A 20,242-nucleotide genomic window follows, 5' to 3' on the forward strand; every position below is an offset into this window, starting at 1 on the left:
GGTCACGGCGAGCGCAGGGTCTTGCGCATCAGGAAGTTCGTGTGGCCGGGGGGATAGTCGACCTCCCGGCCGTACTCCTCGTAGCCGCAGCGTTCGTAGAAGACGGGCGCCTGGAAGTCCCAGGTGTTGAGCTTGGCCCAGCGGCACCCGCGCCGGACCGCCTCTGCCTCCGCCTGCGCGAGCAGCGCCGCGCCGAGCCCGCGGCCGCGAAGACCTGCGTCGACCCACATGGTGTCGACCGTGAACCACCTCCACAGGTCCTCGGTCGAGCCGGTGCAGCCGCCCACGACCCGGTCCCCCTCCCAGGCGTAGACCGCCAGCGGACGGGACGGCAGGTTCGCGGGTACGAAGCGCTCCCGGACGATGGGTGACTCGTGCGTGTTGTGCTCCACCAGCCGGCTGGTCACGACGTCCTCGGCCTGCTCGTCCACGCCCAGCCGGAGGTCCCACTCGTCGCTCATCCCGCGACCCTGACACCCGACGTCTCCGCGGGCAATCGGGTTTGTCGCGCGTGGGGCCGCACGGGGGTCGGGGTGAACGAGGAGATCCGCCACTGACTCCGGTGGGCCGGAGGTCGAGGGACTGCAGTCAGTCGCGTTGGGCGTCGCCGTCGAGGACCAGCGGGAGCAGGGCCTTGGTCGTCGCCGTGAGGTCGAGGGTCGACAGTGCGCTCGGCTCCACGAAGACGATCTGGCGTCCTTCGCCGCAGACCACGTCGGCATCGGTGAGGGCGGTACGGGCGGTGAAGAGGTCCACGAGGTCCCGGCCGTGGAACGCGCAGGGCAGGTCGTGCCGACCCGACCACACGAGGTCGTCGCAGACGATCCCCGTCTCCTCCTCCAGCTCCCGGTGGGCAGCGGTCTCGGGCGACTCGCCTTCCTCGACCCCGCCGCCGACCAGGCACCACGTGTCGGGCTCGACCGGCGCGTGCTCGTCGCGCTCCTGCAGGAGGACCCGACCCCGGGTGTCGAGGAGCCCCACCATGACCACTGACTTCATCGCTGCACCCTAGAGGGAGCTCCACGCCGACCGGGCAGTTCCTGACAGCACAGGAGCGCCGACCGGGCAGTTCCTGGCCACTGGGACGCGCCGACCGGGCGATTCCTGACAGCACAGGGGCATCGACCGGGCAGTTTCTGGCCTCACGGGTACGCCGAGCGGGCGATTCCTGGCCGCACGGGTACGCCGACCGGGCGCTTCGTGTCACGTACGGAGCGCCGACCGGGCCCCCTTCCTGGCCGCACGGGTACGCCGACCGGGGGCACCTCCTGCCACCACGGCGACGCCGACCGGGCACTCCTTGGCACGGGATCTACCCGAAACTAGGTATGTAGTTCGAACGTTTGTTCGAATAAACTAAGTGTGCGCGGCCGCCATCACGCGATGTGGACGCGGAGGGGCCGATCAGCGGGGGGCTGACATGACGACCGGACACCTGGTCCAGGAGTGTGGCGAAGCGATCGCAGCCGCCCTGGACAAGGTGGGCCGGGTCGAGCTGATTTACCTCTCGCCGGCCGAGAAGGCGCAGGCCCTCGTCGAGCTGGCTCGGCTGGAGTCGCGGGTGACTGCGACCCGGTTGCGGTTGATGGCCGTGTCGGACGAGGTGGCCGAGGAGACCGGTGACCGGGACGTCGCCGCATGGTTCGCGCGGGCGGTGCGGGCCGACCGGGGTCCGGCGCGCCGGGACCTGCGTCTTGCTCGCGGGCTCGAGCGCCGGTGGACTTTCGTTGCGGACGGCCACGGATCGGGTGAGGTGTCGACGGCGCAGGCCGACGTGATCGCCCGCGCGTTGGACGACCTGCCCGACGACACCCCTGCCTACATCCTGATCAAGGCGGAGAAGGTGCTGGTCGAGCACGCCGCGACCTTCACCCCACACGAGCTGCGGGTCCTCGGGAGCCGGATCCTCGACGTCGTCGCCCCCGAGGTCGGCGAGCAGCAGGAACGCAAGAAGCTCGAGGACGAGGAACGCGCGGCTCGCAGGACCACCTCGCTCACCACGCGCTCCCACGGCGACGGGACGACGACGATCCGGATCCGCGTCCCCGACGCCACCGCCGGCCGGCTGCTCACGTACCTGCACGCGTGGACCAACCCCCGCAAGGGCAACGGCGATGACGCTGATGCCAAGGTGCCCTACTCGACCCGCCTCGGGCACGCGTTCTGCTCACTGCTCGAGCACCTCGACCCGACAAGGCTCCCGGTCCACGGCGGCACCGCTACCGCGGTCGTGATCACGATGGACCTCGACTCGCTGATGACCGGTCTCGGGATCGCGACCACCAGCACCGGGCACCGGATCACCGCCTCCGAGGCCCGCCGCCTGGCGTGCACCGCCAAGATCGTCCCCGCCGTGCTCGGCGGGACGTCCGAGGTCCTCGACCTCGGCCGCGCCAAACGCCTCTACAACACCGCCCAACGCAAGGCCATGGACCTGCGCGACGGCGACTGCCGGGCCGAGGGGTGCGACATCCCCGCCGCCTGGTGCGAAGCCCACCACCTCACCCCGTGGAGCAAGGGCGGCAAGACAGACCTCGCCGACGGCGTACTGCTCTGCTCCCATCACCACCACCGGGCCCACGACGACCGCTACCTCCACGACCGCCTCCCCAACGGCGACCTTCGCTTCCACCGCCGCAGATAGGAACGGCAGGACCAAGGCAGGCGACCAGCGGACGGCTCAGCCGCTGCGTCGCGCCCGCAGCACCTCGTCGGTGTGGTGGTGCACCCCGGGACCCTCGACCGGGGCGCGCTCGACCTGGCCGGCCCGCTCGACCGTCCAGCCGCCCGCGTCGAGGGCCGTGTCGAGGGCGGCGACCAGGTCGGCGTGCCCGACGTAGTCGTCCGGGTCGAAGCCGTGCTCCAGCGCCCGCGCGCGGTCGACGAAGGCGTGGTGCACCACGAGCAACGTGCCCCCCGGGGCGACGGCCCCGAGCAGGGCGGCGACGACCGACCCGTCACCGCGCAGCAGCGCGGGGTAGAACACGCTCACCAGGTCGTACGTCGCGTCCGCCGGCAGGTCCTCCAGCCCCAGGTGCTGCCACTCCACCGCCACCCCGACGGCGTCGGCCGCCCGGGCGGCGCGCTCGAGCGCGCGACCGGAGACGTCGATGCCGGTGACCCGCCAGCCCTGCTGGGCGAGCCATACGGCATCGCCGCCCTCGCCGCAGCCGACGTCGAGAGCGGTGCCGGGGCGCAGGTCGCTCACCTCCCGGACCAGTGCCTCGTTGGGCCGACCGCTCCACATCGGCTCGTCGCCGTACCGGTCGTCCCACTCCTGGTGCCCGTGCCCGTGCCCGTGCCCGTGCTGGTGTTCGTCCACGCCCGTTAGTTTGGCAGGCATGGAATATCGATACCTCGGACACAGCGGGCTCAAGATCTCGGAGATCACCTACGGCAACTGGCTGACCCACGGGTCGCAGGTGGAGAACGACATCGCGACCCAGTGCGTGCAGGCCGCGCTCGACGCCGGCATCTCGACCTTCGACACCGCGGACGTCTACGCCAACACCGCCGCCGAGACCGTCCTCGGCGAGGCCCTCAAGGGCGAGCGGCGCGAGTCGCTGGAGATCTTCACCAAGGTCTACTGGCCGACCGGGCCCAAGGGCAAGAACGACACCGGCCTGTCCCGCAAGCACGTCATGGAGTCGATCAACGGCTCGCTCACGCGGTTGCAGACCGACTACGTGGACCTCTACCAGGCCCACCGCTTCGACACCGAGACGCCGCTCGAGGAGACGATGCAGGCCTTCGCCGACATCGTGCGCCAGGGCAAGGCGCTCTACATCGGCGTCAGCGAGTGGACCGCCGACCAGATCCGCGCGGGCGTCGAGATGAGCCGCGACCTCGGCTTCCAGCTCATCTCCAGCCAGCCGCAGTACTCCATGCTCTGGCGCGTCATCGAGGACGAGGTCGTCCCCGCGTGCGAGGAGCTCGGCGTCTCGCAGATCGTCTGGAGCCCGATCGCCCAGGGCGTGCTGACCGGCAAGTACGTCCCCGGCCAGCCGCTGCCCGAGGGCTCGCGCGCCACCGACGAGAAGGGTGGTGCCGACATGATCAAGCGCTTCATGAACGACGACGTCCTCACCCGCGTGCAGGCCCTCAAGCCCGTCGCCGACGAGGCCGGCCTGACGATGGCCCAGCTCGCCGTCGCATGGGTGCTGCAGAACGACAACGTCGCCTCCGCCCTCGTCGGCGCCTCGCGGCCCGAGCAGGTCGGCGAGAACGTCAAGGCGGCTGGCGTGAAGCTCGACGCCGACGCGATGAAGGCGATCGACGAGGCCCTCGGCGACGTCGTCGAGCGCGACGCGGGCAAGACGATCGAGAACTCCCCCCGCTCGCGGGTGGTCTGAGCCCGGTCCGGCAGGGTCCGATCCGGCAGGGTCCGATCCGGCAGGGGGTGGGCGTCAGTCCTCGACGCCCACCCCGAGCCGGTAGGTGAGGTGGCCGCCCAGCCAGGCGCCCGCGCCGGCCACGACCGTCCCGGCGAGCGCCAGGCGCCGCGCGCCGCGTCGGTCACCGCGCCGGTGCTTGATCCAGGCCACCGCGAAGAGCCCGAGGGACGCGTCCATGGTGCCGGCGTGCACGAGCACGACCCGGGTGTCCGACCCCGTGGTGGTGCCGAGGTCGTGAGCCCCGGTGAGGGCGGTGGGCAGCGCCGCGAGGCAGCCGGTGGCCAGCAGCGTGTCGACCGCCGCGGCGTGCTTCTCGCCGTCGACGAGGTCCAGGAGCACCGCCATCCCCCACGCTCCCAGCGGCACCTGCGCCGCGACGGGATGGACGCGGTGGCCCAGCCACGCACCGCCCAGCACGGCGTCCAGCGTGCTCGGCTCGACCAGCCGTTCGTGCGCGGTGGACCGGGCGAGGTCCGCGGCCGCGTCCAGGGCGTCCGCGTCCTCGATGCGTCGTGCGACTGACTCGAGCAGGCTCATGGGTCCTCCGGGGTCCGGGTGGGTCCTGCCAGTCGACCACGACCCGGCCGGGAGCGACAGGGCCCGCAGTGCTGGAAGAACGGCAGGGGGGCGGGGTCCTCACCAGACGAGGTCGTCCTCCGTGGTCACGAGACGGGCCGCCATCGGCTCGGCGCCGGCCGGTTCCAGGGCCGCCAGCGCCGGGTCGAAGCCGACCCCGGTGCGCTCGGTGAGCATCGCGAGCGGCACCTGGTAGACCTCGAACTCGCCGAGGTCGATGGCCTCCAGCGGGTCGAGGTCCTGGGTGAGCAGGAAGGCCCGCGCGGTCAGGACCCCTGCCTCCTCCCACGCGATCAGCTTCCAGAACTCGCGGGGGACCAGCACGCCGCGGTACTCCAGGTCGTCGTCGCGCAGCACCGGACCGCCGAAGACGCTGATCCGCAGCCGGTCGACCGTGACCGCCTCGTAGAGCGCGTCCTCCAGCCGTCCCCACAGCCCCCAGCGTGAGGCCTGGTTGAAGGAGTCGAGCTGCGGGGCGATGTTGGTGAAGAAGAACGAGTCGGTGTTGGCGCGGGCGGCCTCCTCGGCCGTCCCCCAGGTGAGGTCGGCCCGGCGGGCGAGGTGCCCGCGGTCCAGCCGGTTGTCGGCGTACAGCTCCTCACCGGTCTGGACGTCGGCCGGCAGCCGCGGGTCCAGCCGGAAGTCGTCGCCGCGCGCGAGCTTGCGGATCGCGCTGCCGTCGACGTTCCACGCCACCCAGCGGGCGAGGCGCCGCGAGGCGCTCAGGGTCAGCGAGAAGTGGGTGTACGGCACGACCGGGTCGCCGTCGAGCAGGACCGCGTCCGCGACCAGCTCGCGGTCCAGCGTCGGCACCGCGACCGGCGTGGACAAGAAGTCGGGGTCGTAGCCCACCGTCACGCTCGCAGGAGGGGTCATGCGTCGACCGTACGGCGTGTGGGCGCCGCCCGTAGCGTGGTGGACGACCCCAGGAGTGATGCCCGTGAAGCCCACCGTGACCCGCACCTTCACCACCACCGCGCCGCCCGAGGCCGTCTACGACTACCTCTGCGACTTCTCGCACGCCGAGGAGTGGGACCCCGGGACGCTCTCCTGCGAGCGCGTCTCCGGCGACGGCGGCGTGGGCACGGTCTACCGCAACGTCTCGTCCTTCCTCGGCCGCACGAGCGAGATCACCTACACGACCGTGGAGGCCGAGCGCCCCACGCGGATCCACCTCACCGGGACCAACGAGCAGTTCGACGGCCACGACGTGCTCGGCATCCGGTCCCACGGCACCGGCTCGGAGGTCACCTACACGGCCGAGTTCTCCTTCAAGGGCGCGGCACGGTTCGCGGCGCCGGTCGTCGCGGCGTACCTCCCGCTGCTGGCCCGCCGGACCATCGACGAGCTGCGCGCCCACCTGGACGGCCTCGCATGAGCCGGCCGCTGCCCGTGCGGGCGCTCGACACCGTGCTCGACCGGTCGCTGGTGCTGGGCTACACGACGATCGGGCTGCGGGTCCGGCAGGCGCTGCCGGGCTGGCCCGCCGATCCCGCCCCCGACGCGCTCGCTGGTCGCGACGTCCTGGTCACCGGGGCCAGCTCGGGGCTGGGGATCGCCACCGCCGAGGGCCTCGCCGCCCTGGGGGCGCGCGTGCACCTCGTGGTGCGCGACGAGGCCAAGGGGGGTCGGGTCCTCGACGAGATCGCCCGTCGCCGCCCCGACGCCGAGCTGCGGTTGTGGCGCTGCGACGTGGGCGACGTCGACGACGTACGCCGCTTCGCCGGCGAGGTCGGCGCCGAGCTGCCCGCGATCCACGCGATCGTGCACAACGCCGGCGTGATGCCGCCCGAGCGCGCCGAGTCGGCACAGGGCCACGAGCTCAGCATGGCCGTGCACGTCGTCGGTCCCGTGGTGATGACCGAGGCGCTGCGCCCGCAGCTCGAGGGCGGCCGCGTGGTGCTGGTGAGCAGCGGCGGGATGTACGGCCAGGCGCTGCGCGCCGACGACCCGGCGTACCGCCGAGGCACCTACTCGCCGACCACCGCCTACGCCCGCTCCAAGCGGATGCAGGTCGAGATGCTCCCGCTGCTCGCCGACCGCTGGTCCCTGGGCGGGATCACCGCCGCGGCGATGCACCCCGGGTGGGCCGACACCCCGGGCGTGAAGGAGTCCCTGCCGCGCTTCCGCTCGATCACCCGGCCGGTGCTGCGCGACGACGCCCAGGGCGCCGACACCAGCGTCTGGCTCGTCGGCACGGAGCCGCCGCCCGCCACCGGCCGCTTCTGGCACGACCGGGTCCGGCGTCTGGCCCACATCGTGCCCACGACCCGCGCCGGCGAGGCCGACCGGGCGCGGGCCTGGGCGTGGCTCGAGGAGGCCGCCGGACTGGGCTGAGCCGACGCCTCCGTCGGACGCCTCAGGGGTGGACGACGACGTTGCCGACCTTGTGCCCGGAGTCGACGCGCGCGTGCGCGACGGCGACGTCGTCGAGCGGGAGGGCTGCGTCGATCACGACCCGCAGGGCACCCGACGCGACGAGGGCCAGCAGCTCGCGGGCGTCCTCGGGCCGCTCGGGGGCGGTCCCGGCCTTCACGTCTCCCCGGGCGCGCAGCATCTCGCCGAGGTCGGCGACGGCGAGCAGCAGGACGCCGCCGTCGGCCAGCAGGCGGCGACCCGAGGCGGGTGAGACGTTGCCGACGGTGTCGAGCACGACGTCGTACCGCTCGGGCAGCGACGCGAGGTCGGTCGTCGTGTGGTCGACGACGTGGTCGGCACCCAGGCCGCGGACCAGGTCGGCGTTGGCCCCGCTGGTGACGCCGGTGACGGTGGCGCCGAGGTGCTTCGCCAGCTGGACCGCGCTGGTGCCGATGGCTCCCGAGGCCCCGTTGACGAGCACCCGCGTGCCCGGCCCGACCGTGGCCTTGTCGCGCAGGAAGAACAGCGCGGTCTGACCGCCGAAGAGCACGCCCGCCGCGTCGTCGTGGCTCACGCCCGCGGGCTTGGGGACCACCCGCGACGCGGGTACGACGACCAGCTCGGCGTGCGTGCCCATCCGCAGGCCCGTGGTGCCGACGACGGCGTCGCCCACCGACACGCCCGTGACCCGGTCGCCCACCGCCTCGACGACGCCGGAGAACGTGCCGCCGAGGACGGGTCGCCCCGGGCGGCGGAGCCCGAAGGCGAGTCGCGCGAAGGGGGCGAAGCCGCGGGGGAAGCGAGCGCCCCGGATCCGCGCGTCCGCCGAGGTGACGGCGGCCGCGTGCACGCGGACGAGGACGTCCTTCGCGCCGGGGGTGGGGGTGTCGACCTCGACGACCCGGGCGACGTCCGGTGCGCCGTACTCGTGGACGACTGCTGCTCTCATGTCTGCTCCCTTACGCCTGTAAGTCTGAACGGGACTGTAGCCTTACGGGTGTAAGTTGGCAACGACCCGAATCGCGGAGGTGGCATGCCGGTGCGACCCTCGCTCACCCGCGACGGCATCGTCGACGCGGCCGTGGCGGTGGCCGACGTGGGCGGGCTCACCGCGGTGAGCATGCGCAACGTCGGGCGCCAGGTCGGGGCGGAGGCGATGTCGCTGTACCACCACATCGCGGGCAAGGAGGAGCTGCTCGACGCCCTGGCCGACTGGGCGTTCGCGCGCATCACGCTGCCCGGGCCCGACGAGTCCTGGCGGGACGCGATGGCGGTCCGGGCCGCGTCGGCGCGGGCCGTGCTCCTCGCGCACCCCTGGGCGTTGGGGCTGCTCGAGTCGCGCCGCCACCCGGGGCCGGCGCTCCTGCACCACCACGACGCGGTCATCGGCTGCCTGCGCGGCGCGGGCTTCCCGGTGGTGCTGGCCGCCCACGCCTTCTCGGTGCTGGACGCCTACGTCTACGGCTTCGTGCTCACCGAGCTCAACCTGCCGATGGGGGCCGGGGAGGACGCCGAGGCCTTCGCCACCGGCCTCGGGCTCGCCGCCGAGGACTACCCGCACCTCGTCGAGATGATGACCGAGCAGGTGGTCGGCGGCACCTATGCGTACGCCGACGAGTTCGACTACGGGTTGGACCTCGTCCTCGACGGGCTCGAGGAGCGTCTGGCCCGGACGGTCGGGCGCGCCGGCGGCTAGGGTCGGCGGGTGATCCGCCACACCGTCAGCTTCCGCCTCGTCCACCCGTCCGGCTCGACCGCGGAGCAGGAGTTCCTGGACGCGGGTGCCGCCCTGGCCGCGATCCCGGGTGTCCAGCGCTTCGAGCAGCTGCGCCAGACGAGCAGCAAGAACGACTTCACGTTCGGCTTCTCGATGGAGTTCGCCGACCGGGCGGCGTACGACTCCTACAACGAGCACCCGGTCCACACCGCGTTCGTCGCGCAGCGCTGGGTCCCCGAGGTCGCGGACTTCCTCGAGCTCGACTACCAGCCGCTGGGGTGAGCCTGCTCCCGTCGGCCCGCGCGTAGGGTCGCCGGCATGGACACCTCCCCCGACGGCACCACCGGCAGCGACTCCGGCGACGACTGGAACGACCCCGACGCGAGCGACGCCGACGGCAGCCCCGCCTCGTCGTTCCCCGGTGCCGGCGAGCGCGTCGACGAGTCGGACCGCCGGGCGGCCCTCGACGCCGAGCCCGAGGGCAACGCGACCGTGGGCGACGCCGTCGACACGGACGCCGTGGACTCCAGCGCCCACGAGTCGGGGGTCGGCGCCGACGAGGTCGCCGACGGGGTCGAGCAGCCGGGCGATCGGGTGGGCGAGCAGCCTGCCGAGGAGTCCGTCGAGGACGACGACTGATCCTGGCCTCGCACCCCCGGGTGGACCGCCCTTGTCCGCACCGGTGCCACCGGACACAGTGGAGGCATGAGCCACAAGAGCGAAGGTGACTGGGGCGAGACCCAGCTGGACCAGGCCGAGCAGGCCGACGCCGAGATCAACCTGGAGGACCCGACTGCGGGCGACGACGAGCCGTGGAGCCCGCCGGACCGCCAGCCCCGCGGGGCCGAGTTCATCGAGGGGGACGAGACGATCTCCCAGCGCCTTCGCCAGGAGGAGCCGGACCCCGACGCCGGCTACCACGACCCGGACGCCGTCGACACGGTCGGCGGTGACGACCCGGACGCCGTCCCCGCGGACGAGGACGTGCTCGGTGGCAACGCGATCGATCCCGGCAGCGAGGAAGGCCCCGAGGCGGGGGCGCTCCACATCGAGCCCTGACGCCGCTCCGATCCCTGAGGCCGGGCCTATGCTCCGGCCATGACCTACGTCGCCTGGGTGCTGCTCGCGCTCGCCGGAGCGCTCCACGTCTACATCTTCTGGCTGGAGTCCTTCGCGTGGACCGCGGACAGCACCCGGCGCACGTTCGGCACCACCGTCGAGCAGGCGGAGGTGACCCGGCCCCTGGCCTACAACCAGGGCTTCTACAACCTCTTCCTGGCCGTCGGTGCCTTCGCCGCGGTCGGCTTCCTCGCCGCGGGCCACGACGACGTCGGGCTCGCGCTGGCCGTGATGTCCGCCGGCTCGATGGTCGCCGCCGCGCTGGTCCTGGTGCTGAGCGACGAGTCCAAGGCGCGGGCCGCGCTGACCCAGGGGCTGCTCCCCGCCCTGGGCCTGCTCGCTCTGCTGGTCTCGCGCTAGGAATACCCCTTGGGGGTATGTGGTTCACCCGGGTGTCCACACCCCACAGGAGGGAATCCATGATCCGCATCCCGCAGCTCCTCGCGCCGTACGACGCCTTCCGCCGGGCCGAGGGCCTCTTCGAGCAGCGCGACTACTACGGCGCCGCCGCCGTGCTGCAGCGCCTCGTCGACACGTACCCCGACGAGCGGGACCTGGCAGGGGCCCGCGAGCTGCTCGCCCGCAGCTACTTCCACTCCGCGCAGTCGCGCCGGGCCGCCGAGGTGGCCCGCGACCTGCTGGACCGCGACCCCGGCAACGCCTACGCCGCCGAGCTCCTGGCCCGCTCGCTGCAGCGCAGCGCCGGTGGTGACGAGACCCGCCGGGCCCAGGCCCGCGCCGTACGCCGGCTGGCCGACGCCCTCAACGCCGACGTGCCGGGCGCGGCCTGACGAGCGCTCAGCCGGCGGCGAGCAGCCGCCGGCCGAGCTCGCGCACGGCCTCGCGGACCTCGTCGCCCGCGACCACCCGGAAGGGGACGGGCAGCAGCGCCAGCCCTTCGGCGTACGACGCCGGGTTGCTCGTGCTGCCCGTCAGCCGGGTGGTCTGCTCGTCGACCTCCTCCAGCCGGCCGAGGCGGCGGGGGAGCCACGCGACCCGGTCGAGGGGTGCCTCGATGACCACCTCGACCGGGTGGTCCCAACCCACGGCCAGGTGCTCCTCGAGGGCGGCGACCGGGTCGAGGTCGACCGGCGGTCGGAAGCCGGCGTCGAGGACGCGCACGGAGGTGACCCGGTCGATCCGGTAGGCCCGGGTCGCGTCCGCGTGCTGCGACCAGCACAGCAGGTACCACCGGCCGTGGCGGACCACGATCGCCCAGGGGTCGACGACGCTCTCCCACTCGCGGCCCGCCTCCGAGCGGTAGCCCAAGGACACCTGCCGGCTGGTCGAGGCGGCTCGCACGAGCGTGGTGATGGCGGCCGGGTCGGGGCGTGCGGCGGAGCGGTCCGGGACCGCGGCGGCCGTGCGGCGTACGGCCTCCGCCTGGGCGGCGACGGTGTCCGGGAGCGCGGCGATGAGCTTGCCCAGCGCGGAGCCGACCACGTCGGTCGGGTCGCTGGCGGGGTGGTGCCCGTCGAGCGCGGCCATCACCAGCCCGAGCGCCTCGGCGGCGCTGAAGCGCAGCGGCGGCAGTCGCAGGGCGCGGGCCACCCGGTAGCCGCCGTACTGTCCCCGGCTGCTGTCGATGTCGATGCCCGCGGCCCGGAGCACCGCGACGTAGCGGCGCGCGGCGCGGTCGGAGACGCCGAGGCGCTCCCCGAGCTCGACGGCGCCGATGCCCGGGCTGGACTGGATCAGGTCGAGGGCCAGCAGCGCCCGCGCGGCGGGGTTCGTGTCGTCCACCCCCGCAGGATCGCACGAGCAGCGGACGCGATCCGTCCGGATGTGGTCCTAGCGTGGTCGCCATGACGACCTCCTACACCTCCGGATGGACCCCGCCGCCCTGGGAACCGCCCGTCGCGGGCACCGAGACCGAGCACCTGCTGGGTGCGATCACCCGGATGCGGGCGACGTTCCGCTGGAAGACCGGCCACCTCGACGCGGCCGGGCTCTCCGCCACGCTGGGCCCCTCGACCCTCACGCTCGGCGGGCTGCTGCTGCACCTCGCGATGGTGGAGGACTACATGTTCACCACCAAGCTGCGCGGCGAGGAGCTGGTCGAGCCGTGGCGCTCGCTGGGCCACGACGGCACCGACGAGTGGGAGTTCACCAGCGCTGCCGGCTTCGCGCCCGAGGAGCTCTACCGCCTGTACGACGAGGCGATCGAGCGGGCCGACATCCGCATCGCCGACGCCCTCGACGAGGGCGGGCTCGACTTCGTGTGCCACGTCGACGACGGCAACGGCAACCACGCCAGCCTCCGTCGGCTGCTCTTCGACCACCTCGAGGAGTACGGCCGGCACACCGGGCACGCCGACCTGCTCCGTGAGTCGGTCGACGGGGTCACCGGCGAGGACCCGCCGGACGACTGGACCCGCTGACTCAGGAGTCCGCGCCCCGTTCCGCCGCCCCATCCCGCCGCCCCATCCCGCCGTAGTTTGGGACGATCTGGTGGGTCGCAACCCGGATCGAGCTACCAGAACGTCCCCAACTACCCGCGGAGAGGTCCGGAGCAGCAGCCGTCCTGACGCCTCAGCCGGCCTGGCCGGCCCGGACGGTGGCGAGGGCGTCCGCGGTCACCGCGTCGACGATGTCGGCGTACTCCTCGTGCGAGCCGACGAAGCGCTTGACGTAGGGGCACACCGGTACGACGCGGAGCCCGGCCTCCCGGGTGGCGTCGAGGGCCCGGGTGACGAGCGTGCCGGCCAGGCCCTGGCCGGCGTACTCCTCACCGACCTCGGTGTGGAAGAAGATGCGCTGCCCGCCGCTGTCGACGAACTGCGTCAGGCCCGCGCGGGTGCCGTCGACGGCGATCTCGAAGCGGTCACCGGACAGGGTCACGTCAGTGGTCATGGCGCCAGCCTAGGAGCCGTCGCGAGGGTCCGACCCGAGCCACGTGGCATCCACAGCCCGGCGCACGGTTCGCCCCCTCCACAGGCGGCGGGCTCGCCCGTGCCTGCGTCGGTGGCTCCGGGCAGCGTGGTCCCACCGACAGGAGTGAGGAGCACGAGATGTGGCCCAGCAGCGAGCAGACGTCCGGTGGCCTGATGCGGGTGGAGTACGACGCCCTCACCCGCGCCGCCGCCGAGGAGCGCGCGGTGCGCAACGAGCTGATCCGGCTCCAGGACGAACGCCGGGACGCGGCCCTGCCGCCGGCCGCACTCGGCCGGATCCTGCCGAGCGAGGAGCTCCTCGCCGCGGTCGGAAGCGCGGGCGAGGCCATCCGTGGTCGGCTGTGGGACCGGGCGCACCGGTGCCAGGACCTCCACCAGACCCTGCGGGCCTTCCGCAACGACGTGCGGCTGGTCGACGAGGACGTGGCGGGACGCTTCGAGTCGCTCGGCGGGCTCGTCGCATGAGCGGGATCGCCCTGACGCCCACCCGTCTGGAGTCGGTCACCCTTCTCGGCAGCCTGCCGGCCGAGGTCCAGGCCGTCATCCGGCCCGTGGTCCGGCCGCTGCTCGAGCAGTGGGACGCCCTGGTCGGCGACCACGACGCGGTCCGGGAGGCCGCCGAGCGCTGGCGCGGGGTGGGCGAGCACCTCGACGACATCGCGCACCGCCAGCACCGCGCCGTCGGCGACACGGAGGGTGCGTGGGTCGGCCTGGCCCAGCGCAGCTGGGCGCAGGCCGGCACCGAGGTCGGCGTCGGCCTCGAGGCTCTGGGCGAGCGGTCGGCCGACATCGGCGCCTGCCTCGAGGAGGCCGCGACGGCAGTGCACGAGACCGAGCGGCTGGTGCGCGAGCTGGTCCGGGAGCTGCTGGAGTGGGCGGCCCTCACCCTCGCGGTGTCGGCCGTGACGGGACTGGTGACCCTGGGGGCGTCCACGGTCGCGGGAGCCGTGGCGGCCGCAGCCAAGGCGGCGGTGACCGGCTCGCGGATCGCGGCCCTGGTGCGGCGCCTGGCCGCCGTGCTGCAGCGCATCCGGGCCCGTGTCGACGCCTACCGTGCGTGGGTGGAGGGGCTCTCCACTGTCCGGCGCAAGGTCGTGGAGCGTGCGGAGAGGCAGGTGGTTGCCACGGTGGTCACGAAGCCGCTGCGCGGCGCCACGTCCGAGGCGACCGGGATGGACGGACAGGTCCGCGAGCCCCTGGAGTCGCTGGTCGGCGCTCGCTCCCGGGAGCACCGATTGCCGGTCACGTGAGCCCCCGGTCGGGCGTGCGGCGCGACACAGGCTCAGTCGGCAGAGGCGATGTGCACGAGGGCGTCACCCGAGTTGACCAGCGCCTGCTCGGTGCGGCCGATGACGACTCCCGTGCGGTTGGCGTGCACCAGTCGCAGCGTCTTGCCGAAGGCGTCGACCAGGGCGCCGAGCCGTTCGCCCTCGGTGACGTCCTGGCCGAGGTTCGCGTCGAGGTCGAGGATGCCCGTGCGGCGGGCACGCACCCACCCACTGGCCCGGCACTCGACGCTGGCGGCGGGCGGGGCGTCGTCGACACCGTCGACCATGCCGAGCGCGGCGAGCACGCGACGTACGCCGAGCACGCCCGCGTCGATCGCGTAGGCATCCATCCGCAGGCTCTCGCCCGCCTCGTAGAGCAGCACCGTGGCGCCACGCTCGCGTGCGGCGTGCCGCAGGGAGCCGTCGCGGATGCGGGCGTGCAGCATCACGGGTGCCCCGAAGGCCGCCGCCAGGTCGCGGGTGAAGCCGTCGTCGAGGTCCGCACGGATCTGCGGCAGGTTGGAGCGGCGGTCCGACCCGGTGTGCAGGTCGAGGCCCACCGAGCACTTGGCGACGACCTCGGTCATCACGAGGTGGGCGATCCGGCTGGCCAGGGACCCGCGGGCCGAGCCGGGGAAGGACCGGTTGAGGTCGCGGCGGTCGGGCAGGTAGCGGTCGCCGTTCATGAAGCCCAGCACGTTGACCATCGGCAGCGCCACGACCGTGCCCCGCACCTGCTTGGGGTCCAGCCCCGCCAGCACCTGGCGGATCACCTCGACGCCGACCACCTCGTCGCCGTGGATCGCGGCGCTGATCCACATGGTGGGGCCGTCCTCGCGGCCGTGCACCACGCGCACCGGCAGGCTCACGTCGGCGCCGGTGACGAGCCGGGTGATCGGCAGCTCGAGGTTGCGGATCGTGCCCGCACGCACGCGTACCGCGCCGATCGCGAACGACTCGCGGGCCATCAGCCGTCCCCTCGTCGTCGCATGCGCAGACGCTATCCGTTGGGGTCACGGTGCACCGGACGGGACCCACCCCGGCCGGCGCGGGGGAGGCGCGGCCGGGGTGGGCTGGTCGAGGGGTCCGGCGTGGCAGAGCAGGCCGGGGGATGTGGGTCAGCTCTGCTGACCGGTCGTCCCGCTCAAGTCGGTGCCATTCGAGTCGGTGCTGCCGGAGTCGGTGCCGCTGCTGTCGGGCTGGCCGTCCCCGTCGAAGTCGGGTGCCTGGCCGGTGGTCCCGGAGTCGCCGTCGGCCTGGCCGCCGAGCTGGCTGCCGTCCATCGGGCCACCGATCCGCCCGTCCGGGGGGCCGCCGAAGCCGTCCCCGTCCCGGTCGAAGCCGGGGACCTGCTGGGTGGTAGCCTGGTCGACCGAGGCCCCGTGGTCCCCGACGGCGTACCCCGCGCCGAAGCCGACCCCGCCCACGGCGAGCACGGCCGCCGCGGCGCCGACCACGACGGCGCTGCGACCGCGCGGGAGCCGGCTGCGCCAGCCGCGACGCGCCGGGTGGGTGGTGGTGTCGTCGTACGTCGCCCCGTCCGCGGCGGCCGGCGGCTCCGGTGCAGGGGTCGGGGCAGAGGCCGGGGTCGTGGTGTCGTCGTGCTGTGCGTTCATCAGGTGTCCTTCTCGAGGTGAGGTGAGGTGTGGGAGTACGGGGTGGAGGTGCTGGGCGGGTGCCGGGCAAGGGGGGCGGGCTCAGCCGCCCATCGGACCGCCCATGCCGCCGGCCGGCGCGTCGCCGGCCGTGACGGTGGTGACGGTGGTGTCGGTGCCGTCGACGGTGACCGTGTAGGTCGCGCCCTGCTCGACGGCGGCGGAGGAGTAGACGACCGAGGCGAAGTCCTTGGCGATCGTGTACGCCGCGACCTCGGCGCCGTCGGCGTCGGTGACGACGACCTCGGACCCGGCGGTGACGGTGCTGGGCAGGGCGGTGGCGATCCAGCCCTGTGCCGAGTCGGTCGACGGGGCGACCATCATCCCGGAGCTGCCGGTCGCGACGAGGGTGCCGCCGGTGACCTCGAAGGTCCCGTTGACGTCCAGGGCGCCGTTGCCGTCGGTGGTCGGACCGTAGACCGTGATGTCGCCGCCGGTGATGACCGCGTCGCCGTTGGAGTCGAGCCCGTCACCGCTCGACCACACCTCGAGGGTGCCGCCGTTGACGACGAGGTGCAGGGAGTCGTCGGCCGCCATCGCGCCGCCGCCGGGGCCGCCGGCGCCGTCCGTGGTGGCGCTGTCGTCGGAGCTGGTGCTGTCGGACGTGGCGACGTTGACCCCGTCGTCGGCCGAGTGCAGCTCGAGGTCGCCCTCGTCGAGGATGACGAGGGAGCCCTCCATCGCCTCGGTCGACTCCGCGACGTCGATCGTCCCGCCGGAGACGAGCACCTGGACGCCCTTGATGCCGTCGTCCTGCGAGGTGACCTGGACCGTGCCGCCGGAGACCAGCACGAAGCCCGCGCCGGCGTCGGTGGTGTTGTCGGACTTGATCGCGTCGTCGACCGCGTCGACGGTGACGTCGCCGCCCGCGACGACGAGGTAGTCCTTGCCGATGATCCCGTCGTCGACGGAGGTGACCTCGATGGTGCCCCCGTTGATGACCAGGCCGTCCTTGCCGACGATGCCGTTGTTGGCGTTGCCGGTCACGCTCAGCGACCCGGAGCCGCCGATGGTGAGGTCGGCGGTGGAGTACAGGGCACCGGTGGGCGCCTCGTCGGAGGTGTCCGCGTACGTCGCCGCATCGGCGAGCGCGTTGTCGCTGCCGTCGGCGAGCACCACCACCACGGACGTGGCGTCCACGACGTCGATCGCGGCCGTGGTCGAGGACGTGATGGTCGCGTCGTCGAGGACGAGACGTACGACGCCGTCCCCGGTGCTCTCGACGACGACCTGTCCGTCGAGCTCGCCGCTCAGCCGGTAGGTGCCGGCCGCGGTGATGGTGACGGTGCCGTCCTCGCTGGTGACCGCGTCGCTGTCGGCCGAGGCCGACGTCCCGGACAGGGCCACGTCGACGGTGTCGTCCTCGTCGTACGCCGTGTCGCCGGTCTCGACCTCGAGGTCGTCGGCCAGTGCCTCGGCCACCGTGGTGGCGTCGGCCGCCGTCGACGAGGAGGCGGACGAGGTGCTGCTGCTGGTCGTGTCGCCGGCAGTGCCGGCGGACACGGAGGTGCCGCAGCCGGCCAGCAGGACGGTGGCCGCGGTGAGGGCCGCGGCCTCTCGGAGCCGGGGGAGTCGCATCAGGGTCGTGCCTCTCGGGAGGGGGTGCGTGCGTGGGGTGCCGCGTCGGCGGCCCGTGGGAGCGATCGTGGTGAGCGGACCTGTCCGGGACGTGGCCTGACCTTGTGAGGTCCCTGTGAGGCGTCGACGGCCGTCACGGCCCCGACGGCCCGGTGCGCGGCGCTGCGGGGATGACGTGGTCCGGGGATGACGTGGCGCCTCCACGGTGTTGTCGCAGGTGACCGTCGTCCCGATCATCGAGGAGTCCCCCATGACCACAGTCGTCGTCTTCGGAGGCACCGGCTACACCGGCGCGAACGTCGTCCGCGAGGCCCTCGCCCGCGGTTTCGAGGTCGTGGCGGTCAGCCGCTCCGCGCCCCGGGACCCCGTGCCCGGCGTCCGCTACGAGACCGGACCGGCCGAGGAGGTCGCGGCCCGCGTCGTCCCCGGCGCGGACGCGGTGGTCGCGGCCCTGTCACCGCGCGGCGACATGGCCGGTCGCCTCGTCGAGGTGTACGCCGACCTCGCCCGTCAGGCCGCCGCGGCGGGCGCGCGCTACGTCCAGGTCGGAGGCTTCAGCTCGCTCCGCCCCGCGCCCGAGGCCCCACGTTTCGTCGAGGGCGAGATCCCCGCCGAGTACCTCGACGAGGCGCTCGAGGGCGAGGCCACCCGGGTGATGCTGGTCGACCGTGCACCGGCGGACCTGGACTGGGTCTTCGTCAGCCCGGCCGGCGAGTACGGCGCGTGGGTCCCGGGCGAGCGGACCGACTCCTACCGGGTCGGCGGTGAGGTCGCGCTGTTCGACGACGAGGGAGGGTCCAGGGTCTCCGGCGAGGACTTCGCGGCCGCCATCGTCGACGAGATCGAGACCCCGGCCCACCACAGGGCGCACATCGGCGTCGTCGGCTGAGCGTCGTCGGGGGGCGTCGTCGGGGGGCGTCGCCGGTGGGGCGACTACACGCCCCGGTTGCGGCGGCGTACGGCGCGCCTCGGCCGGCCGCCGAGGTAGGAGCGGCCGGAGTCGACGAGGAACCCTTGGCGCAGCGCCTCCCGCCCGACCAGCATCCGGAAGCCCATCTCGTCGCGGCTGCTGAGCGTGACCTCCGCGGTGACGGTCCGGTCGAGCAGGCGCAGCGCCATCAGCACGACGTACCGCTCCTCGGAGTGCCCCGACGAGCTGCGGACCAGCCTCCGGTCGTGCACCGGGCACTCGTGCCGGACGGTGTCCTCCTCCGAGCGCTGCCACGGCCGCAGGGAGAACCGCACCCACGGCTCGCCGTCGCGGGAGAACTCCGAGACGTCGAAGGCGTGCACGGACGAGGAGCGCGCCCCGGTGTCGAGCTTCGCCTTGATCCACTCCACCCCCGCGTCGGGGAGGGTGACCCACTCGCGCCAGCCGGCGACGGTGGTTGGATGGGTGTCGGCCACGCCCCCCATCCAATCAGGCCCCCATCCCATTCAGGTGGAAGAGTGAAGCTCGCGATCCTGTCCCGCGCCCCACGGGCGTACAGCACCCAGCGCCTGCGCACGGCCGCCCTCGACCGCGGGCACGAGGTCAAGGTCCTCAACACCCTGCGCTTCGGCATCGACCTGTCGGGCAAGGAGCCGGACCTCCAGTTCCGCGGCCGGCAGCTGTCCGACTACGACGCGGTGCTGCCGCGCATCGGCAACTCGATCACCTACTTCGGCACCGCGGTGGTGCGCCAGTTCGAGCAGATGGACGTCTACACGCCCAACACGGCGTACGGCATCTCCAACTCGCGCGACAAGCTGCGCGCGACCCAGATCCTGTCCAAGCACGGCATCGGGATGCCGGCGACGACGTTCGTGCGCGACCGCGCCGACGTGATCCCCGCGATCGAGCGCGTGGGTGGCGCCCCGGTCGTCATCAAGCTGCTCGAGGGCACCCAGGGCATCGGCGTGATCCTGGCCCCCGACATCAAGGTCGCCGAGGCGATCATCGAGACGCTGCAGAGCACCAAGCAGAACGTCCTCATCCAGCGCTTCGTCAAGGAGAGCAAGGGCCGCGACATCCGGGCCCTCGTGGTCGGCGACCGCGTGGTCGCGGCGATGCGGCGCGTCGCGCAGGGCGACGAGTTCCGCTCCAACGTCCACCGCGGCGGGTCCGTCGAGCCGGTCGACCTCGACCCGGCCTTCGAGGAGGCGGCCGTCCGCTCCGCGCAGATCATGGGCCTCAAGGTCGCCGGCGTCGACATGCTCGAGAGCAACGACGGCCCCCAGGTGATGGAGGTCAACTCCTCTCCCGGCCTCGAGGGCATCGAGACCGCGACCAAGCTCGACGTCGCCGGCGCGATCATCGACTACATCGACAACCAGGTCGCGTTCCCGCAGATCGACGTGCGCCAGCGGCTCAGCGTCTCGACCGGGTACGGCGTCGCGGAGCTGCTCGTCCACGGTGACGCCGACCTCGTCGGCAAGCCCCTCGGCGAGTCGGGCCTGGCCGAGAAGGACATCTCGGTGCTGACCCTGCACCGCGGCACGTCGGTGATCCCCAACCCGCGGGCCAGCCACGTGCTCGAGCCCGAGGACCGGTTGCTGTGCTTCGGGCGACTCGAGGAAATGCGCTCGATGATCCCCGAGCGCCGCAAGCGCCGGCAGAAGGTCAAGAAGCTCCCCAAGCACCCCATCCACGAGCAGGAGTGAGCGCTGCACACGTGGACCGGCACCCCGTCCGGGCCCGCTA

Annotated in this window: 27 protein-coding genes; 15 read left to right on the forward strand and 12 right to left on the reverse strand. The window is 73.2% G+C overall.

Annotated elements, in window-relative coordinates:
- Window positions 1-2: 2 nt before the first annotated feature.
- Window positions 3-461 carry a GNAT family N-acetyltransferase gene (locus tag ASG94_RS10240; protein WP_056926129.1) on the reverse strand — a complete coding sequence of 153 codons (459 nt, stop codon included), beginning with the start codon at window positions 459-461 and terminating at the stop codon, window positions 3-5.
- Between the two features lie 127 nt (window positions 462-588).
- Window positions 589-999, reverse strand: coding sequence for an NUDIX domain-containing protein (locus ASG94_RS10245; protein WP_056926130.1), 411 nt, complete (start codon window positions 997-999; stop codon window positions 589-591).
- 421 nt (window positions 1,000-1,420) lie between these two features.
- Here ASG94_RS10245 and ASG94_RS10250 point away from each other — a divergent pair, with 421 nt between their 5' ends.
- Window positions 1,421-2,644 carry an HNH endonuclease signature motif containing protein gene (locus ASG94_RS10250; RefSeq protein WP_056926131.1) on the forward strand — a complete coding sequence of 408 codons (1,224 nt, stop codon included), beginning with the start codon at window positions 1,421-1,423 and terminating at the stop codon, window positions 2,642-2,644.
- A 36-nt stretch (window positions 2,645-2,680) separates the two neighbouring features.
- Here ASG94_RS10250 and ASG94_RS10255 read toward each other — a convergent pair whose 3' ends face one another.
- Window positions 2,681-3,322, reverse strand: coding sequence for a class I SAM-dependent methyltransferase (locus tag ASG94_RS10255; RefSeq protein ID WP_056926132.1), 642 nt, complete (start codon window positions 3,320-3,322; stop codon window positions 2,681-2,683).
- Window positions 3,323-3,341: 19 nt separating this feature from the next.
- Here ASG94_RS10255 and ASG94_RS10260 point away from each other — a divergent pair, with 19 nt between their 5' ends.
- Complete coding sequence (locus tag ASG94_RS10260; protein ID WP_056926133.1) at window positions 3,342-4,352, forward strand: aldo/keto reductase family protein; 1,011 nt, start codon at window positions 3,342-3,344, stop codon at window positions 4,350-4,352.
- A 54-nt stretch (window positions 4,353-4,406) separates the two neighbouring features.
- Here ASG94_RS10260 and ASG94_RS10265 read toward each other — a convergent pair whose 3' ends face one another.
- Window positions 4,407-4,931, reverse strand: a complete 525-nt coding sequence (locus tag ASG94_RS10265) for a DUF2231 domain-containing protein (protein ID WP_056926134.1) — start codon at window positions 4,929-4,931, stop codon at window positions 4,407-4,409.
- Between the two features lie 99 nt (window positions 4,932-5,030).
- Window positions 5,031-5,846 carry a DNA/RNA non-specific endonuclease gene (locus ASG94_RS10270; protein WP_082624038.1) on the reverse strand — a complete coding sequence of 272 codons (816 nt, stop codon included), beginning with the start codon at window positions 5,844-5,846 and terminating at the stop codon, window positions 5,031-5,033.
- 64 nt (window positions 5,847-5,910) lie between these two features.
- Here ASG94_RS10270 and ASG94_RS10275 point away from each other — a divergent pair, with 64 nt between their 5' ends.
- Window positions 5,911-6,348: an SRPBCC family protein gene (locus ASG94_RS10275; RefSeq protein ID WP_162260799.1), complete on the forward strand. Its 438-nt coding sequence runs from the start codon at window positions 5,911-5,913 to the stop codon at window positions 6,346-6,348.
- Window positions 6,345-7,307 carry an SDR family NAD(P)-dependent oxidoreductase gene (locus ASG94_RS10280; RefSeq protein WP_056926136.1) on the forward strand — a complete coding sequence of 321 codons (963 nt, stop codon included), beginning with the start codon at window positions 6,345-6,347 and terminating at the stop codon, window positions 7,305-7,307. Before ASG94_RS10275 ends, ASG94_RS10280 begins: the two co-directional genes overlap by 4 nt.
- Before the next feature lie 22 nt (window positions 7,308-7,329).
- Here the strand turns inward: ASG94_RS10280 and ASG94_RS10285 are convergent, their stop codons facing one another.
- Window positions 7,330-8,277 (reverse strand): NAD(P)-dependent alcohol dehydrogenase, encoded by a 948-nt coding sequence (locus tag ASG94_RS10285; RefSeq protein WP_056926137.1) that lies wholly within the window; start codon window positions 8,275-8,277, stop codon window positions 7,330-7,332.
- 84 nt (window positions 8,278-8,361) lie between these two features.
- Here ASG94_RS10285 and ASG94_RS10290 point away from each other — a divergent pair, with 84 nt between their 5' ends.
- The 6 genes from ASG94_RS10290 (at window position 8,362) to ASG94_RS10315 (ending at window position 10,955) form a co-directional block, all read left to right on the forward strand.
- Window positions 8,362-9,024 (forward strand): TetR/AcrR family transcriptional regulator C-terminal domain-containing protein, encoded by a 663-nt coding sequence (locus ASG94_RS10290; protein ID WP_056926138.1) that lies wholly within the window; start codon window positions 8,362-8,364, stop codon window positions 9,022-9,024.
- A gap of 9 nt (window positions 9,025-9,033) precedes the next feature.
- Window positions 9,034-9,327 carry a Dabb family protein gene (locus tag ASG94_RS10295; protein WP_056926139.1) on the forward strand — a complete coding sequence of 98 codons (294 nt, stop codon included), beginning with the start codon at window positions 9,034-9,036 and terminating at the stop codon, window positions 9,325-9,327.
- A gap of 36 nt (window positions 9,328-9,363) precedes the next feature.
- On the forward strand, window positions 9,364-9,684 hold the full coding sequence (locus ASG94_RS10300; protein ID WP_056926140.1) for a hypothetical protein: 321 nt from the start codon (window positions 9,364-9,366) through the stop codon (window positions 9,682-9,684).
- Window positions 9,685-9,750: 66 nt separating this feature from the next.
- A complete protein-coding gene (locus ASG94_RS10305; protein WP_056926141.1) occupies window positions 9,751-10,104 on the forward strand; it encodes a hypothetical protein in 354 nt (117 codons plus the stop codon).
- 39 nt (window positions 10,105-10,143) lie between these two features.
- Window positions 10,144-10,524 (forward strand): DUF1304 domain-containing protein, encoded by a 381-nt coding sequence (locus ASG94_RS10310; RefSeq protein WP_056926142.1) that lies wholly within the window; start codon window positions 10,144-10,146, stop codon window positions 10,522-10,524.
- A gap of 59 nt (window positions 10,525-10,583) precedes the next feature.
- A complete protein-coding gene (locus tag ASG94_RS10315) occupies window positions 10,584-10,955 on the forward strand; it encodes a tetratricopeptide repeat protein (RefSeq protein WP_056926143.1) in 372 nt (123 codons plus the stop codon).
- Window positions 10,956-10,962: 7 nt separating this feature from the next.
- On the opposite strand, the gene ASG94_RS10320 is transcribed toward ASG94_RS10315, so the two are convergent.
- A complete protein-coding gene (locus ASG94_RS10320; RefSeq protein WP_056926144.1) occupies window positions 10,963-11,907 on the reverse strand; it encodes a helix-turn-helix transcriptional regulator in 945 nt (314 codons plus the stop codon).
- Window positions 11,908-11,969: 62 nt separating this feature from the next.
- Between ASG94_RS10320 and ASG94_RS10325 the strand changes: the two genes are divergently transcribed.
- The gene (locus tag ASG94_RS10325; RefSeq protein ID WP_056926430.1) at window positions 11,970-12,545 is read left to right on the forward strand and encodes a mycothiol transferase; all 576 of its coding nucleotides are present in this window, start codon (window positions 11,970-11,972) and stop codon (window positions 12,543-12,545) included.
- A 151-nt stretch (window positions 12,546-12,696) separates the two neighbouring features.
- Here the strand turns inward: ASG94_RS10325 and ASG94_RS10330 are convergent, their stop codons facing one another.
- Window positions 12,697-13,017, reverse strand: coding sequence for a GNAT family N-acetyltransferase (locus tag ASG94_RS10330; protein ID WP_056926145.1), 321 nt, complete (start codon window positions 13,015-13,017; stop codon window positions 12,697-12,699).
- 158 nt (window positions 13,018-13,175) lie between these two features.
- Here ASG94_RS10330 and ASG94_RS10335 point away from each other — a divergent pair, with 158 nt between their 5' ends.
- Both ASG94_RS10335 and ASG94_RS10340 read left to right on the forward strand, forming a co-directional pair.
- Complete coding sequence (locus tag ASG94_RS10335) at window positions 13,176-13,523, forward strand: hypothetical protein (RefSeq protein WP_056926146.1); 348 nt, start codon at window positions 13,176-13,178, stop codon at window positions 13,521-13,523.
- Window positions 13,520-14,308, forward strand: a complete 789-nt coding sequence (locus tag ASG94_RS10340) for a WXG100 family type VII secretion target (protein WP_056926147.1) — start codon at window positions 13,520-13,522, stop codon at window positions 14,306-14,308. The genes ASG94_RS10335 and ASG94_RS10340 overlap by 4 nt, the downstream gene beginning before the upstream one ends.
- 32 nt (window positions 14,309-14,340) lie before the next feature.
- On the opposite strand, the gene ASG94_RS10345 is transcribed toward ASG94_RS10340, so the two are convergent.
- The 3 genes from ASG94_RS10345 to ASG94_RS10355 form a co-directional block, all read right to left on the reverse strand.
- Window positions 14,341-15,294: a succinylglutamate desuccinylase/aspartoacylase family protein gene (locus tag ASG94_RS10345; protein ID WP_056926148.1), complete on the reverse strand. Its 954-nt coding sequence runs from the start codon at window positions 15,292-15,294 to the stop codon at window positions 14,341-14,343.
- A 150-nt stretch (window positions 15,295-15,444) separates the two neighbouring features.
- Window positions 15,445-15,942 (reverse strand): hypothetical protein, encoded by a 498-nt coding sequence (locus tag ASG94_RS10350; RefSeq protein ID WP_056926149.1) that lies wholly within the window; start codon window positions 15,940-15,942, stop codon window positions 15,445-15,447.
- An 81-nt stretch (window positions 15,943-16,023) separates the two neighbouring features.
- On the reverse strand, window positions 16,024-17,559 hold the full coding sequence (locus ASG94_RS10355; RefSeq protein ID WP_056926150.1) for a carbohydrate-binding domain-containing protein: 1,536 nt from the start codon (window positions 17,557-17,559) through the stop codon (window positions 16,024-16,026).
- Between the two features lie 250 nt (window positions 17,560-17,809).
- Here ASG94_RS10355 and ASG94_RS10360 point away from each other — a divergent pair, with 250 nt between their 5' ends.
- A complete protein-coding gene (locus ASG94_RS10360) occupies window positions 17,810-18,448 on the forward strand; it encodes an NAD(P)-dependent oxidoreductase (protein WP_056926431.1) in 639 nt (212 codons plus the stop codon).
- A gap of 44 nt (window positions 18,449-18,492) precedes the next feature.
- Here the strand turns inward: ASG94_RS10360 and ASG94_RS10365 are convergent, their stop codons facing one another.
- Window positions 18,493-18,966: an ATP-dependent zinc protease family protein gene (locus ASG94_RS10365; protein ID WP_056926432.1), complete on the reverse strand. Its 474-nt coding sequence runs from the start codon at window positions 18,964-18,966 to the stop codon at window positions 18,493-18,495.
- Window positions 18,967-19,008: 42 nt separating this feature from the next.
- Between ASG94_RS10365 and ASG94_RS10370 the strand changes: the two genes are divergently transcribed.
- Window positions 19,009-20,202: a RimK family alpha-L-glutamate ligase gene (locus ASG94_RS10370; RefSeq protein ID WP_056926151.1), complete on the forward strand. Its 1,194-nt coding sequence runs from the start codon at window positions 19,009-19,011 to the stop codon at window positions 20,200-20,202.
- Window positions 20,203-20,242: the final 40 nt, after the last annotated feature.

Source organism: Nocardioides sp. Soil805, assembly GCF_001429625.1.
Classification (GTDB): Bacteria; Actinomycetota; Actinomycetes; order Propionibacteriales; family Nocardioidaceae; genus Nocardioides.